Raw genomic sequence first — 15,509 nt, forward strand, 5'->3', positions numbered from 1 at the left:
AGACGTTACGTCACGAAAATTCCGCTACAAATTGCAGCAGGATTAACCATTCCCCAAATATTCGACTACGCTTAGAAGCGGTAACCGACGTTCAGGTACGTGACGATCGGATTGAGCGAGATCTTCGCTTTCGACGTTTCGGTCAGGGTGCCGACCGGTGTCCGGCGGGCGGTCGTGAAGGTCGCGGTCACGCTGACCGGGATGTACGAGAGCGACAGGCCCGCGAACCAGTGTTTCGTGAAGTTGTACGTGAAACCGGCGTTGAACACGGGCGCCCACTGGTTGCTGGTCGTAGCGCTGGTCGGACCGCCGAGCACGCCGTTCTCGAACGTACCGTTCGTGATCTTTGCGCCGGTGAACCAGACATACGTCGCGCCGACGCCGACATACGGACGGAACTTCGCGTTGGCGTCGTTGAAGTGGTAGCGAAGCAATACGGCGGGGCTCCACTGGTACGCACGGCCGAGTACGCCGAACTTTTCGAACTGACCCTTGCCGGTAATGTCGAACTTCGGCGGTATCCCCATCACGAGCTCGGTGGAGATGTGGTCGGTGACGAAGTAGCCAGCGGCGAGCCCGAGCGTATCGGCGTCGTTGATGCCGGCGCCCGTGTTGGGAATCGATTGGTTGATGGGCGTGCCGCCGACGCCGTACACGAACAGCGGATCGCTGCTGTCCTGCGGCGAAAGGTGCAGCCAGCCGGTGCTGACGTAGAAATCACCTGCGGATTGTGCATGTGCCGTACCGCCCGCGAACGTGAATGCGAGCGCTGCGGCCCCCGTAATGGCCAGTTTTCGTTTCATTGTGTCTCCTCCGATCAAAGGCGTGCTCATTATGACGACTGCGTTTAAAACCAAACAAGCTCGTAAGTTAGAGTTTTCACCCTAGGATTAGTACGACCGTACGTATCCGCGCACCGACAGGACGGGCATTCTACGCAGATGCGCACTTTCGGACCTCCGGGTATTTCCTAACGCGTTCAAACGGACATTCAGCATGGCACGGTTAGCACGACTCTACGTTCCCGACCAGCCGCAGCACGTGATACTGCGCGGCCTGGATCAGCAACCCGCGTTCGTCGACGACCAGGACTACGAACTCTTCATCGACTGCCTGAAGGCCGCCGCGCGCGATCACCACCTGTCGGTGCATGCCTATGTGCTGCTGCCGCGCCAGGTGCAACTCCTCGTGACGCCGAGCGACGAGGCGAGCCTGCCGAAAGCGATGCAGGCCGTCGGCCGCCGCTACGTTGCACATTTCAACCGGCGCTATTCGCGGCGCGGCACCCTGTGGGAAGGCCGCTATCGCGCGACGGTGATCGAAGGCGAGCGCTATTTCCTGCTCGCGAGCCGCGTGGTCGAGATGAGCCCGGTGCGCGCGCAGCTCGTCGCGACGCCCGAAGCCTATCGCTGGTCGAGCTACCGGCATCACGTCGGGCTCACCGTCGACAGCCTGATCACCGACCATCCGCTCTACTGGGCGCTCGGCAACACGCCGTTCGACCGCCAGCGCGCGTACAAGGAGCTGTGCGAGCAGCCGCTCGACGAGCGGCAGGCCGACCAGTTGCAGCAGGCGACGCTCAAGGGCTGGGTGCTCGGCGGCGAGAACTACCGCGAGTGGGCGGCGCGTACCGCGAACCGGCGCGTCTCGCCGCTGCCGCGCGGGCGCCCCAGAAAGGTGCGCGAGAACACGCCGCCGATCCAGCAATAACGCGGGAACGGCAGCCGAGAGGCGGCGCTGCGGGCGCCGCTTCTTTTTGCACCAAAATGATACGACCCCAATAAAATGGCACCAGATCGAAGCATCCATTTAATTAGGGTTCTATCAAGCGGTTTTTGTTGCTATTCCTTTGATTCGTCGCGTATATTCCGAATTCCGGTGGCCCGGGCGAAGCATGCCCGCCCACTGTCGGCCGCGCCGTCTCCCGTTGGGAGCGGGATCGACGGCAACAAAAAACGGTTCAACGGCCCTCCAGGCCCCCTTTACGACGGTGTCCCCATGAACGACCACCAGCAGCCGCTCACCGCGGTGCCCGCCGCACAAGGTCTGTACGACCCGCAAAACGAACACGACGCCTGCGGCGTCGGCTTCGTCGCTCACATCAAGGGCAAGAAGAGCCACGAGATCATTCAGCAGGGTCTGAAGATCCTCGAGAACCTCGATCACCGCGGCGCGGTCGGCGCCGATCCGCTGATGGGCGACGGCGCGGGCATCCTGATCCAGATTCCGGACGCGTTCTATCGCGAGGAAATGTCGAAGCAGAGCGTGATGCTGCCGCCGGCCGGCGAATACGGGGTCGGGATGATCTTCCTGCCGAAGGAAAACGCATCGCGTCTCGCGTGCGAGCAGGAGCTCGAGCGCACGGTGAAGGCCGAAGGCCAGGTCGTGCTCGGCTGGCGCGACGTGCCGGTCGACCATGCGATGCCGATTTCGCCGACCGTGAAGGCGAGCGAGCCGCTGATCCGCCAGATCTTCATCGGCCGCGGCAAGGACATCATGGTGACGGACGCGCTCGAGCGGAAGCTGTACGTGATCCGCAAGACGGCGAGCCACCGCATCCAGGCGCTGAAACTCAAGCACGGCAAGGAGTACTTCGTGCCGTCGATGTCGGCGCGCACGGTCGTCTACAAGGGGCTGCTGCTGGCCGGCCAGGTCGGCGTGTACTACCGCGACCTGCAGGACGCGCGCGTCGTGTCGGCGCTCGCGCTCGTGCACCAGCGCTTCTCGACCAACACGTTCCCGGCGTGGGAACTGGCTCACCCGTACCGGATGATCGCGCACAACGGCGAGATCAACACCGTGAAGGGCAACGTGAACTGGCTGAACGCGCGTACCGGCGCGATCGCGTCGCACGTGCTCGCCGACGACCTGCCGAAGCTGTGGCCGCTGATCTACCCGGGCCAGTCGGACACCGCATCGTTCGACAACTGTCTCGAGCTGCTGGTGATGGCCGGCTACCCGCTCGTGCACGCGGTGATGATGATGATCCCGGAAGCGTGGGAACAGCACACGCTGATGGACGAGAACCGCCGCGCGTTCTACGAATACCACGCCGCGATGATGGAGCCGTGGGACGGCCCGGCCGCGATCGCGTTCACCGACGGCCGCCAGATCGGCGCGACCCTCGACCGTAATGGCCTGCGCCCGGCGCGCTACATCGTCACGGACGACGACCTCGTCATCATGGCGTCGGAAGCCGGCACGCTGCCGATCCCCGAATCGAAGATCGTCAAGAAGTGGCGCCTGCAGCCGGGCAAGATGTTCCTGATCGACATGGAACACGGCCGCATCATCGACGACAAGGAACTGAAGGACAACCTCGCGAACGCGAAGCCGTACAAGAGCTGGATCGACGCGGTGCGCATCAAGCTCGACGAGATCGAGCCGAAGGCCGAGGAAGTCGCCGCCGGCCGCACGCAGGGCGCCGCGCTGCTCGACCGCCAGCAGGCGTTCGGCTATACGCAGGAAGACCTGAAGTTCCTGATGGCGCCGATGGCGCAGCAGGGCGAAGAGGCCGTCGGTTCGATGGGCAACGACTCGCCGCTGGCGGTGATGTCGAACAAGAACAAGACGCTCTATCACTACTTCAAGCAACTGTTCGCGCAGGTCACGAACCCGCCGATCGACCCGATCCGCGAGAACATGGTCATGTCGCTCGTGTCGTTCATCGGCCCGAAGCCGAACCTGCTCGACACGAACAACATCAACCCGCCGATGCGTCTCGAAGTGTCGCAGCCGGTGCTCGACTTCAAGGACATCGCGAAGATCCGCGCGATCGACCAGTACACGGGCGGCAAGTTCAGCGCGTACGAACTGAACATCTGCTACCCGGTCGCGTGGGGCAAGGAAGGCATCGAGGCGCGCCTCGCGTCGCTGTGCGCGGAAGCCGTCGACGCGGTGAAGTCGGGCTACAACATGCTGATCGTGTCGGACCGCAAGACGGACGCCGGGCACGTCGCGATTCCGGCGCTGCTCGCCACGTCGGCGATCCACACGCACCTCGTCCAGCAAGGGCTGCGCACGAGCACGGGCCTCGTCGTCGAGACGGGCTCCGCGCGTGAAACGCACCACTTCGCGCTGCTCGCGGGCTACGGCGCGGAAGCCGTGCACCCGTACCTCGCGATGGAAACGCTCGCGAAGATGGCCGAAGGCCTGCCGGGCGACCTGTCGCCGGAGAAGGCCGTCTACAACTTCACGAAGGCGGTCGGCAAGGGCCTGCAGAAGGTGATGTCGAAGATGGGCATCTCGACGTACATGTCGTACACGGGCGCGCAGATCTTCGAAGCGCTCGGCTTGTCGAGCGACCTCGTCGAGAAGTACTTCAAGGGCACGGCGTCGAAGGTCGGCGGCATCGGCCTGTTCGAAGTCGCGGAAGAGGCGATCCGCCTGCACCGCGACGCGTTCGGCGACAGCCCGGTCCTGCGCGACATGCTCGACGCGGGCGGCGAGTACGCATACCGCGTGCGCGGCGAAGACCACATGTGGACGCCGGATTCGATCGCGAAGCTGCAGCACGCGACGCGCAGCAACTCGTACCAGACGTACAAGGAATACGCGCACCTGATCAACGACCAGACCAAGCGTCACATGACGTTCCGCGGCCTGTTCGAGTTCAAGGTCGAGCCGACCAAGGCGATCCCGATCGACGACGTCGAATCGGCGAAGGACATCGTCAAGCGCTTTGCGACGGGCGCGATGTCGCTCGGTTCGATCAGCACCGAAGCGCACGCGACGCTCGCGATCGCGATGAACCGGATCGGCGGCAAGTCGAACACCGGCGAAGGCGGCGAGGACGAAAAGCGCTATCGCAACGAACTGCGCGGCATTCCGATCAAGGCCGGCGAGACGCTGAAGTCGGTGATCGGCGACGAGATCGTCAGCGACATTCCGCTGAAGGACGGCGATTCGCTGCGCTCGAAGATCAAGCAGGTCGCGTCGGGCCGTTTCGGCGTCACCGCCGAGTACCTTGCTTCGGCTGACCAGATCCAGATCAAGATGGCGCAGGGCGCGAAGCCGGGCGAAGGCGGCCAGTTGCCGGGCCACAAGGTGTCCGAGTACATCGGCAAGCTGCGTTACTCGGTGCCGGGCGTCGGCCTGATCTCGCCGCCGCCGCACCACGACATCTACTCGATCGAGGATCTGGCGCAACTGATCCACGACCTGAAGAACGTGAACCCGAGCTCGAGCATCTCGGTGAAGCTCGTGTCGGAAGTGGGCGTCGGCACGGTCGCGGCCGGTGTCGCGAAGGCGAAGGCCGATCACGTCGTGATCGCCGGCCATGACGGCGGCACGGGCGCATCGCCGCTGTCGTCGGTCAAGCACGCAGGCACGCCGTGGGAACTCGGCCTCGCCGAAACGCAGCAGACGCTGGTGCTGAACCGCCTGCGCGGCCGTATCCGCGTGCAGGCCGACGGCCAGATGAAGACGGGCCGCGACGTCGTGATCGGCGCGTTGCTCGGCGCGGACGAATTCGGCTTCGCGACGGCGCCGCTCGTCGTCGAAGGCTGCATCATGATGCGCAAGTGCCACCTGAATACGTGCCCGGTCGGCGTCGCGACGCAGGATCCGGTGCTGCGTGCGAAGTTCCAGGGCCAGCCCGAGCACGTCGTGAACTACTTCTTCTTCGTCGCCGAGGAAGTGCGCGAGATCATGGCGCAGCTCGGCGTCGCGAAGTTCGACGACCTGATCGGCCGCGCCGACCTGCTCGATACGCGCAAGGGCATCGAGCACTGGAAGGCGAAGGGTCTCGACTTCTCACGCGTGTTCTACCAGCCGGAAGAGTGCGAGGACGTCGCGCCGCGTCACGTCGACGTGCAGGATCACGGCCTCGAGCGCGCGCTCGACCACGTGCTGATCGAGAAGGCGAAGGCCGCGATCGAGAACGGCGAGCATGTGTCGTTCATCCAGCCGGTGCGCAACGTGAACCGCACGGTCGGCGCGATGCTGTCGGGCGTGATCGCGAAGAAGCACGGCCATGACGGCCTGGCGGACGACGCGGTGCACATCCAGCTGAAGGGCACGGCCGGCCAGAGCTTCGGCGCGTTCCTCGCGAAGGGCGTGACACTCGACCTCGTGGGCGACGGCAACGACTACGTCGGCAAGGGCCTGTCGGGCGGCCGGATCATCATCCGACCGACCAACGACTTCCGCGGCAAGTCCGAGGAAAACATCATCTGCGGCAACACGGTGATGTACGGCGCGATCGAAGGCGAATCGTTCTTCCGCGGCGTCGCGGGCGAGCGCTTCTGCGTGCGCAACTCGGGCGCGACGGCGGTCGTCGAAGGCACGGGCGACCACGGCTGCGAATACATGACGGGCGGCACGGTCGTCGTGCTCGGCGAGACGGGGCGCAACTTCGCGGCCGGCATGTCGGGCGGCCTCGCGTACATCTACGATCCGGAAGGCACGTTCGCGGCGAAGTGCAACAAGTCGATGGTCGCGCTCGAGCCGGTGCTGCAGCAGGCCGAGCAGGAGCGCACGGTCGACCGCGCACTCTGGCACGCGGGCACGACGGACGAAGCGCTGCTCAAGGGGCTCGTCGAGCGTCATTTCCAGTTCACGGGTTCGCCGCGTGCGAAGTCGCTGCTGGAAAACTGGGACGCGGCGCGCCGCCAGTTCGTGAAGGTGTTCCCGCACGAATACAAGCGCGCGCTGGGCGAGATCGGTGCGAAGAAGGCGGCGAAGGAAGTGCTGGCCGCCTGAGCGACGAACGACATAGCGAATGCCGCGCGCGCATGATTGCCGCGCGCGGCTCCCCCACCCGATACACCGAACAGAAGAGCACCTTATGGGCAAGGCAACCGGTTTTCTGGAGTTCGAACGCCGCCACGAGGCGTACGAAGCACCGCTCACGCGCGTGAAGCACTACAAGGAATTCGTCGCGGCGCTGACCGACGCGGACGCGAAGGTCCAGGGCGCGCGCTGCATGGATTGCGGCATCCCGTTCTGCAACAACGGCTGCCCGGTCAACAACATCATCCCGGACTTCAACGATCTCGTTTACCGCCAGGACTGGCAGCAGGCGATCGAAGTCCTGCACTCGACCAACAACTTCCCGGAATTCACGGGCCGCATCTGCCCGGCGCCGTGCGAGTCCGCGTGCACGCTCGGGATCAACGACGACCCGGTCGGCATCAAGTCGATCGAGCACGCGATCATCGACAAGGCCTGGGCGGAAGGCTGGGTGAAGCCGCTGCCGGCCGAGCACAAGACGGGCAAGAAGGTCGCGGTCGTCGGTTCGGGCCCCGCGGGCCTCGCCGCCGCGCAGCAGCTCGCGCGCGCGGGCCACGACGTGACGGTGTTCGAGAAGAACGACCGGGTCGGCGGCCTGCTGCGTTACGGGATTCCCGACTTCAAGCTCGAGAAGTGGCTGATCGACCGCCGCATGCGCCAGATGGAAGCGGAAGGCGTGACGTTCCGCACCAGCGTGTTCATCGGCAAGGATCCGCTGCCCGAGTCGATCGGCAGTCTCGCGAAGGAAACCATTTCGCCGGATACGCTGAAGGAAGAATTCGACGCGGTCGTGATCGCGGGCGGTTCGGAAACGCCGCGCGATTTGCCGGTGCCGGGCCGCGAGCTCGCGGGCGTCCATTTCGCGATGGACTTCCTGCCGCAGCAGAACCGCGTGAACGCGGGCGACAAGCTCGTCGACCAGTTGCTTGCGAAGGGCAAGCACGTGATCGTGATCGGCGGCGGCGATACGGGTTCGGACTGCGTCGGCACGTCGAACCGTCACGGCGCGAAGCACGTCACGCAGTTCGAGCTGCTGCCGCAGCCGCCGGAAGAGGAACACAAGCCGCTCGTGTGGCCGTACTGGCCGATCAAGCTGCGCACGTCGTCGTCGCACGAGGAAGGCTGCGAGCGCGACTGGGCGGTCGCGACGAAGCGTCTCGAAGGCAAGAACGGCAAGGTCGAGAAGCTGATCGCGGTGCGCGTCGAGTGGAAGGACGGCAAGATGCAGGAAGTGCCGGGCTCCGAGTTCGAGATGAAGGCCGATCTCGTGCTGCTCGCGATGGGCTTCACGCAGCCGGCAGCGCCCGTGCTCGACGCGTTCGGCGTCGCGAAGGATGCGCGCGGCAATGCGCGTGCGGCGACCGAAGGCGATCGTTCGTACTACACGTCGGTCGACAAGGTGTTCGCGGCAGGCGACATGCGTCGCGGCCAGTCGCTGGTGGTGTGGGCAATCCGCGAAGGCCGCCAGTGCGCGCGCTCGGTCGATGCGTACCTGATGGGGCATTCGGAACTGCCGCGCTGAGCTGAATGCAGCGAGCGGGTTTCGATGAGAGCCGGGCGTCCGAAAGGGCGCCCGGTTTTTTTATGGCCGACGCTGCGCGCGATCGCGGGCTGGTCCGGTTGGGGCGGCCAACGGATCGATGGTTCGCCCGTAGCTTGCAAGTTGCTCGTTGCAGTCGATCATCGCGGTGTATCGGGTTTCGTCAACGCGCAGCGGGAGTTCCCACACACCCAGCTTCCATGCGTGATACTGCGGCGCGCCGTCGAACCGGATGCTGTCCGGCGGTATCCCATGCGCTTCGAGAAGACGGGCCTGGACTTTTTTCCGTAGCGCATCGAGGGGCATGTCGGGGCAACTGCCTTCCGTTCTCTCATACCGGGAAGCCACGACGACGATGAACAGCAGCGTATAGGCGCAGATTACTGCGCCAGCTAGCCAAAGAACTAGCCTGAGAACTCCGCGCATGGTTCTGGAAATCATGACGTGTCCGATGGGACGTAAAGAACATGTGTGATGGATTCGGGCAGCCACATTTCCGGAGCCGCCCGGCGGCATGCTAGCGAAGTGGGCGCATCAGTCCACCGAGCGACGGTCTATGGACTGCCTGAGGGGGGCGTGTGCCTGCATTCTTGACCGGCCGTTGGCCCGAGAACGAAAGACTTTTTTCACCGAAAAAATTGATTTGATAGTCCTTGTGGCCCAGGATGGCGCCGAGCTTGGCCAGAAATGTCGTTGCAGTTTCCTGCAGGAATGGGCGGTTTGAGGGATCTGCATCGAATCTATCGGGATTGAGTGAGTAGTAGCCGTCAAACCGATATGTATCGTCCTCAAGCATCACAAGTGTGCCACGTATCCTGCCGGATACTCGCCCAAAGGTTGAGGCACTCCAGAGGTCCTTTGTTCCGTGATTGAAAATGTTGGTGCTGAAAGCCGTGTCGAACGAGTAGGTGCCGGGACCATATCCGGGATTCTCAATAGCCTTCGTTATTTCTTTGAAATCGGCGACATTCATTTTTAAGTTTAGAGATTCAATGTTGACGGTTCGTTGGGTCCCGTCTCCGTTTATCCAGTGATCAATTGCTTCAACGAACATCAATGGATTTCCATACGATGCAAATCTGCGCGTCGGAGGGATGTCGTGTGACTGACCAACGTATATGCCGAATAATGCAGTGATGTTGGCATATTGCCCAGGGTTGAAGCTAAATCCATATTGGCTGGCGCCGGGTAAATGCTTGTAGCCACCAAGGGCAAGCCACGGGGTGAAGCCGCCCACCAGTGTTAGTTGATTACGCCAGAAAGCTGTATCGTTTTTGCCAAATACCTCAAGGTGTTTGAGGAACATCTCGGTGGCGCGGATCATGTTTCCCATGTTTGCAAAGTGCAACATGTAATTCGATGTGCAATACTGATTGAAGCAAACCGTCGGCGCCGGAATTCCGGCACCAGGATTGGCGCCGGGAATGTCGTTTACTTTGACGCTGAAATCCCCGAAATTGAAATCCGGTGGCCTTGGTGTTGTGATCGTGATGGGCGGAAGAACATTGTTCTGAGCCATGGCCGTCGCGTGCTTCAGCAGCGTGCTAAATGGGAGCACTGTTGACGCAACCAGCAAACGTCGTCGTGTCAAAGGCTGGTGTTCTTCTTTGGAGGATTGGTTTATCTGTTTCCAAGGATTACGTGTTGTCATTTCATACCCCCGTGCAGTGGTGATTTCGATGATTGATTCGCAGGCCTGAACGTAAGACGGTTATATTTTTTTATACGATCGGCAAGGAATTTCTCCTGCACGTCTTCGTGACGAAGTCGTCTGGATTGATCCTGCGAACTGGTATGAAATGAGATTCATGGAGGCATGCGACCGCTGCGCCTTGTCTCGAAATTCCCCGTATGCCGGCTCTGGGCAAGGGAAGGCTGAAGATGCAGGGGCAGCTGGTTGCCTCGTTCCTATTGCGTAGCCCCTCGACAAAAGTCGAGAAAAATCGAAATGCGGGAACACTTTTCTCTACATGTCCTGTTGGTGTGGCAATGTGTCCAACAGTTACGAGGTGGTCTCAGGCGAAGGAGTGTATTTGTTGAGGAGATGTATATCTGATGAGGCTTCAAACCTGCTGCAGTAAGCGCGGTTTGAGGATTGCAGTCGTATCAACCGGTCACCTGCGAGGCCGCCCGCTTTTTATGGCACCACCAACTCGGCGATGCTTGTGGCCGCCCGAAATCATTGTGCTGGGTCAGCCAAACGGAAGCATCCGAGTATCTTTCGAATCAGATGACGTGATCGTCGCGACGCAGCGGGTCGATTTCAGATCGAATCCTGACCGGCCGGGCGTGCCGGCATGTTGCCTCTGGTACGCGCCCGCATTTTCCTGAAGCGTCGCCTAATCTGATGGCATCCAGCTGCGATTTCTCGTCATCCCAATTTCTTTCATTTTGTAATGTTTCTTGGAAACTGTCATATCATGTCGCCCCTCGGGCCGCGTTTGCGGTGGCTGCATGTGACTGACCCTATTTACAAGGACTCTGGATGGAAGCATTCGTGCATGGGCTGATCGACACCGTCAACGGCGTGTTGTGGAACTACGTGCTGATTGCGCTGCTGCTCGGCGCCGGTGCGTGGTTCACGTTGCGGTTCCGGATGATCCAGCTGAAGGCGCTGTTCCTCAGCATGAAGCTGGTCGGCAGCAAGGGCGAGCCGGGCGGCATCTCGTCGTTCCAGGCGTTCGCGACCGGGCTTGCGAGCCGTGTCGGCACCGGCAACATCGCCGGCGTCGCGGTCGCGCTGACGGTCGGCGGGCCGGGCGCGATCTTCTGGATGTGGATGACGGCGCTGGTCGGGATGTCGTCCGCGTTCGTCGAGGCGACGCTCGCGCAGATCTTCAAGGTGTCGCACCCGGACGGCAGCTTTCGCGGCGGCCCCGCGTACTACATCCAGACCGGCCTGCGTTCGCGCGGCTTCGGCGTGCTGTTCTCGCTGTCGCTGATTCTCGCGTTCGGCTTCGTGTTCAACGCGGTGCAGGCCAACGCGATCGCCGACGCGTTCCATACGTCGTTCGGCTGGAGCCGCGAGACGGTCGGCCTCGGTCTCGTACTGCTGAGTGCGCCGATCATCTTCGGCGGCATCCGCCGCATCGCGACGGTCGCGCAGGTGATCGTGCCGCTGATGGCGATCGGCTATCTCGCGCTCGCGGTCTACGCGGTCGCGACGCACATCGCATTGGTGCCGGGCGTGATCGTGCTGATCGTGAAGAGCGCGTTCGGCGTCGAGCAGGCGGCGGGCGGCCTGACGGGCTATGCGGTCAGCCAGGCGATCGCGATCGGCGTGAAGCGCGGGCTGTTCTCGAACGAGGCGGGGATGGGCAGCGCGCCGAACGCGGCCGCGACCGCGAGCACGCGGCACCCCGCCACGCAGGGGCTGATCCAGATGCTCGGCGTGTTCGTCGACACGATCGTGATCTGCAGCGCGACCGCGTTCGTGATCCTGCTGTCGGGCCAGTACGAGCTCGGCACCGGCATGGAAGGCGCGGCGCTCACGCAGCGCGCGATCTCGAGCCACGTCGGCGGCTGGGGCGGCATCTACATGGCCGTCGCGATCTTCTTCCTCGCGTTCTCGTCGGTGATCGGCAACTATGCGTATGCGGAAGGCAACGTCGAATTCATCACGAAGCGGCGCGGCGTGCTGCCGCTGTTCCGCGTCGCGGTGCTCGGGATGGTGATGTTCGGCAGCGTCGGGCAACTGCCGCTCGTGTGGGCGATGGCCGATACGAGCATGGGGCTGATGGCGATCATCAACCTGATCGCGATCCTCGCGCTCGGCAAGTATGCGCACGCCGCGTGGGCCGACTATCGCCGCCAGCGCGCGGCAGGCATCGCCGATCCGGTGTTCACGCGCAACACGATCCCGGAGCTCGCGCGCGTGCTGCCGGCCGACGTGTGGGGCGAGCACGGCCCGCTGCCGCAGCGTCCCGCTTCGGCCGACGCCGCGAGCGCGCCGCGTGCCGCGGTGAGCGAATCATGAACGGCGACCGGCTCCGTGTCTTCGTCGCGCTGGTGCCCGATGCGGCTTCGCGCGACGCGCTGCACGCGTTGCCGGTCACCCGCGGTGCGCGGCGCACGCTGCCCGCGCACCTGCACATGACGCTCGCGTTCATCGGTGCGATCGAACGCGAACGTTGCGACGCGCTGGCCGCGCAACTGCCCGCGCTCGCCGCCGCGCATGCGCTGCCGCTGCTGCCGGTCGAGCGGATCGCGTGGTGGCCGAGCCTGCCGCGCGCGAGGCTGATCGTCGCGGAACTCGAGGCCGATCCCGCCTGCGTCGCGCTGAATGCCGGGCTGGCGGCGCTGATGGGTAAGCTCGGCGTGCCGGTCGACCGGCGGCCGTTCCGGCCGCACGTGACGCTTGCGCGTCTGCCGCGCGACGCAGTCGGACAGCCCGCGCACGGCGGTGCGCCCGGGCGGCCGGTCGTGCTGCGCATCGAAGCGTTGACGCTGTTCGAAAGCCGGCTGTCGCACGAGGGTGTGTCACATCGGCCGATCGTATCGGCGCCGATCACGTGGACGGAAGGCCGGGCGGCGCGGTGAGCGGCGCTCGCGATGCGTGGCGAGCGCCGCGCGCTGCGCGTATCGCGCCAGCGCAGCGCGTCGACGATGTCACCCGGCGCCGAGCCTACCGGCCGTAGCGCGCGAGCGTCAGGCCCGACAGGTCGATCTCCGGCTCGCGTCCGGTAACGAGATCGGCGACCACCTTTCCCGAACCCATCGACATTGCCCAGCCCGTCGAGCCGTGGCCGACGTTGAGCCAGAGCCCGTCGATCCCGCTCGCGCCGAGCAGCGGCGGCCCATCGGGCGTCATCGGCCGGCGGCCGACCCAGAAGCGTGCCGACGCGCGATCGGTCGCGTGCGGGAACCAGTCGTCGAGCACCTTCATCAGCGTATCGAGCGCCTGCTGCCGCAGCGCCGCGTGCCGGTTGCCGAGCTCCGCCGTACCTGCGACGCGCAGCGTCGGGCCGAAGCGTGTGATCGCCGTCTTCAGCGATTCGTCCATCAGCGCGGCGCGCGGCGCCTTTTCATCGTCGACGACCGCGAGCGTCGCCGAGTAGCCTTTCACCGGATACAGCGGCACGTCGATGCCGTGCGGCCGCAGCAGGCCGGCGCTGTCGACGCCGAGCGCGACGACGATCGCGTCGGCGGCGAGCGGTGCGTCACTTCGTGCGGCGGCGCCTTCTTCGACCGATTCGACCCGCACGCCGCGCACCTTGCCACCCGCGACGTCGAGCGCGCGGATCCGGGTGCGAAAACGGAACGTCACGCCGTTCGTCTCGCACAGTGCACGCAGTTCGCGCGTGAAGCGCGCGCAGTCGCCGGCTTCGTCGTCGGGCAGGTAGATGCCGCCGACGGGCGCCTGCCGTGCCCAGCGCAGGCCCGGCTCGATTGCCGTGCAGCCGGCCGCATCGAGTTCGCGAAACGCGATGCCGGCATCGCGCAGCACCTTCAGCGCGGGCTGCACCATCTCGACGTCGAACGCGCCGCGCAACAGTTGCAGGTAGCCGCGGCTCGCGCCGTAGTCGAACGGATAACGGTCGCGAAATGCATGCAGGCACGCGCGGCTGTAATACGCGATGCGCTGCATCCGCTGTTTGTTCACGCGGAACCGCTCGAACTCGCATTCGCGCAGCCAGCGCGCGATCCAGCGCCACTGCGCGGCGTCGAGCGTCGGCCGGAAGATCAGCGGCGAAGCGGGTTTGAACAGGTACTTGAGGATCTTGCCGGGCATCCCCGGCGCGGCCCACGGCGTCACGTAGCCGGGCGCGATCACGCCCGCATTGCCGAGGCTCGTCGCCTGCGCGACATCGGCCTCGCGTTCGATCACGGTGACGTCGCAGCCTGCTTCGCGCAGGTGCCACGCGGTGGTGACGCCGATCACGCCGGCGCCGAGAACGATCACGTGCATGCGGTTTCCGGAACGAAGAGGGCGCTCACGACGCGACGGCCGGATCGTCGACGAGCGACTTGCCGCGCGTTTCCGGCAGCACGAGCGCGGCGACGATCACGAGCAGGTAGCCGCCGCCCGCGACGAGGCCGATCGCCTTCACGAGCGACATCGACTGCGACAGCGAGCCGACGAGAATCGGGAAGAACGAGCCGAGCCCGCGGCCGAGGTTGTAGCAGAAGCCCTGGCCCGAGCCGCGGATCGCGCCCGGATACAGCTCCGACAGATACGCGCCGACGCCCGCGAAGATCCCCTGCACGACGATGCCGAGCGGGAAGCCGAGCAGCAGCATCGCGGTATCGGTGATCGGCAGCATCGTGTATGCCATGCCGAGCGAGAACGAGCCGATCGCGAAAAGGATGAACGACGCGCGGCGGCCGAGCCGGTCGGACAGGATCGCACCCACCACGTAGCCGACGAACGAGCCGACGATCAGCACGACGAGATAACCGCTCGTGTTGAACACGGACAGGTGGCGGACGGTTTTCAGGTAGGTGGGCAGCCACGTCGTGATCGCGTAGTAGCCGCCGAGCATCCCGGTGCACAGCGCGCTGCCGAACAGCGTCGCGCGCAGGTGCGGCGGCGAGAAGATTTCGAGGAAGTGGCCCGATATGCGGCCTTCGTCGCGCGCGCGGCGCGTGGCCGTGTAGATGTCGGGATCGCTGACGTTGCGGCGGATGTACAGGATCCACAACGCGGGCACGATGCCGATCCAGAAGCACGCGCGCCACGCGACCTGCTCGGGCAGCAGCGCGAAGAACGCCCAGTACAGGATCGCGGCCGCGGCCCAGCCGAACGACCAGCTGCTTTGCACGGTGCCGACGGCCTTCGCGCGATGCTCGGGCGAGCGGATCGTCTCGGCCATCATGATCGTCACGACCGACCATTCGCCGCCGAAACCGAAGCCCTGCAGCGTGCGCGTCGCGAGCAACTGCCAGAACGAATGCGTGAAGCCGGACAGGCACGTGAACAGCGCGAACGTCGCGATCGTCCACTGCAGCACGCGCACGCGGCCGTAGCGGTCGGCGAGGATGCCGGCGACCCAGCCGCCGACTGCCGACGAGATCAGCGAACTCGTCGCGATCATCCCGGCCTCGCTCTTCGTCATCCCCCACGTGGCGATCAGCGTCGGGATCAGGAACGAGTAGATCATGAAGTCGAACGCATCGACCGCGTAGCCGCCGAATCCGGCGTAGAGCGTCTTGCGCTCGCGCGACGACAATTCGTTGAACCACTGGAATGCCTGCATGCTTGCCGCCCCCTCTCGTGTCGTATCGCGCTGCCGCGTGG

At 64.4% G+C, this 15,509-nt stretch carries 10 protein-coding genes; 5 read left to right on the forward strand and 5 right to left on the reverse strand.

The annotated features are described in order from the left end of the window. Positions 1-71: 71 nt before the first annotated feature. On the reverse strand, positions 72-803 hold the full coding sequence (locus R9B84_RS01905; protein WP_423759015.1) for an OmpW/AlkL family protein: 732 nt from the start codon (positions 801-803) through the stop codon (positions 72-74). Positions 804-996: 193 nt separating this feature from the next. On the opposite strand from R9B84_RS01905, the gene R9B84_RS01910 reads away from it, so the two are divergent. The 3 genes from R9B84_RS01910 to R9B84_RS01920 all read left to right on the forward strand — a co-directional run bounded on the left by R9B84_RS01910 (position 997) and on the right by R9B84_RS01920 (position 8,254). Then, entirely contained in the window at positions 997-1,710 is a 714-nt protein-coding gene (locus R9B84_RS01910) for a transposase (protein WP_006477151.1), read from the forward strand. A gap of 288 nt (positions 1,711-1,998) precedes the next feature. Continuing rightward, the gene (locus R9B84_RS01915; RefSeq protein ID WP_423759016.1) at positions 1,999-6,702 is read left to right on the forward strand and encodes a glutamate synthase-related protein; all 4,704 of its coding nucleotides are present in this window, start codon (positions 1,999-2,001) and stop codon (positions 6,700-6,702) included. Positions 6,703-6,787: 85 nt separating this feature from the next. Then, positions 6,788-8,254 (forward strand): glutamate synthase subunit beta, encoded by a 1,467-nt coding sequence (locus tag R9B84_RS01920; RefSeq protein WP_423759017.1) that lies wholly within the window; start codon positions 6,788-6,790, stop codon positions 8,252-8,254. A gap of 60 nt (positions 8,255-8,314) precedes the next feature. Here the strand turns inward: R9B84_RS01920 and R9B84_RS01925 are convergent, their stop codons facing one another. Both R9B84_RS01925 and R9B84_RS01930 read right to left on the reverse strand, forming a co-directional pair. Further along, positions 8,315-8,713: a hypothetical protein gene (locus R9B84_RS01925; RefSeq protein ID WP_423759018.1), complete on the reverse strand. Its 399-nt coding sequence runs from the start codon at positions 8,711-8,713 to the stop codon at positions 8,315-8,317. Positions 8,714-8,789: 76 nt separating this feature from the next. Beyond that, positions 8,790-9,791: a lipid II-degrading bacteriocin gene (locus R9B84_RS01930; RefSeq protein ID WP_423759019.1), complete on the reverse strand. Its 1,002-nt coding sequence runs from the start codon at positions 9,789-9,791 to the stop codon at positions 8,790-8,792. A 966-nt stretch (positions 9,792-10,757) separates the two neighbouring features. Between R9B84_RS01930 and R9B84_RS01935 the strand changes: the two genes are divergently transcribed. Next, entirely contained in the window at positions 10,758-12,248 is a 1,491-nt protein-coding gene (locus R9B84_RS01935; protein ID WP_423759020.1) for an alanine/glycine:cation symporter family protein, read from the forward strand. Next, positions 12,245-12,811 carry an RNA 2',3'-cyclic phosphodiesterase gene (gene thpR, locus R9B84_RS01940; protein WP_423759021.1) on the forward strand — a complete coding sequence of 189 codons (567 nt, stop codon included), beginning with the start codon at positions 12,245-12,247 and terminating at the stop codon, positions 12,809-12,811. The genes R9B84_RS01935 and thpR overlap by 4 nt, the downstream gene beginning before the upstream one ends. Positions 12,812-12,896: 85 nt before the next feature. Here the strand turns inward: thpR and R9B84_RS01945 are convergent, their stop codons facing one another. Both R9B84_RS01945 and R9B84_RS01950 read right to left on the reverse strand, forming a co-directional pair. Then, the gene (locus R9B84_RS01945; RefSeq protein ID WP_423759022.1) at positions 12,897-14,180 is read right to left on the reverse strand and encodes a D-amino acid dehydrogenase; all 1,284 of its coding nucleotides are present in this window, start codon (positions 14,178-14,180) and stop codon (positions 12,897-12,899) included. 25 nt (positions 14,181-14,205) lie between these two features. Then, positions 14,206-15,468, reverse strand: a complete 1,263-nt coding sequence (locus R9B84_RS01950) for an MFS transporter (protein WP_423759023.1) — start codon at positions 15,466-15,468, stop codon at positions 14,206-14,208. Between the last annotated feature and the right edge of the window lie 41 nt (positions 15,469-15,509).

The organism is Burkholderia sp. NLJ2, from assembly GCF_049487195.1.
Classification (GTDB): Bacteria; Pseudomonadota; Gammaproteobacteria; order Burkholderiales; family Burkholderiaceae; genus Burkholderia; species Burkholderia pyrrocinia.

What these genes read in the sequence shown, in the direction of transcription:
- R9B84_RS01905 (WP_423759015.1), bottom strand. Translation starts at nt 803, where the DNA reads ATGAAACGAAAACTGGCCATTACGGGGGCCGCAGCGCTCGCATTCACG.
- R9B84_RS01910 (WP_006477151.1), top strand. Translation starts at nt 997, where the DNA reads ATGGCACGGTTAGCACGACTCTACGTTCCCGACCAGCCGCAGCACGTG.
- R9B84_RS01915 (WP_423759016.1), top strand. Translation starts at nt 1,999, where the DNA reads ATGAACGACCACCAGCAGCCGCTCACCGCGGTGCCCGCCGCACAAGGT.
- R9B84_RS01920 (WP_423759017.1), top strand. Translation starts at nt 6,788, where the DNA reads ATGGGCAAGGCAACCGGTTTTCTGGAGTTCGAACGCCGCCACGAGGCG.
- R9B84_RS01925 (WP_423759018.1), bottom strand. Translation starts at nt 8,713, where the DNA reads ATGATTTCCAGAACCATGCGCGGAGTTCTCAGGCTAGTTCTTTGGCTA.
- R9B84_RS01930 (WP_423759019.1), bottom strand. Translation starts at nt 9,791, where the DNA reads ATGGCTCAGAACAATGTTCTTCCGCCCATCACGATCACAACACCAAGG.
- R9B84_RS01935 (WP_423759020.1), top strand. Translation starts at nt 10,758, where the DNA reads ATGGAAGCATTCGTGCATGGGCTGATCGACACCGTCAACGGCGTGTTG.
- thpR (WP_423759021.1), top strand. Translation starts at nt 12,245, where the DNA reads ATGAACGGCGACCGGCTCCGTGTCTTCGTCGCGCTGGTGCCCGATGCG.
- R9B84_RS01945 (WP_423759022.1), bottom strand. Translation starts at nt 14,180, where the DNA reads ATGCACGTGATCGTTCTCGGCGCCGGCGTGATCGGCGTCACCACCGCG.
- R9B84_RS01950 (WP_423759023.1), bottom strand. Translation starts at nt 15,468, where the DNA reads ATGCAGGCATTCCAGTGGTTCAACGAATTGTCGTCGCGCGAGCGCAAG.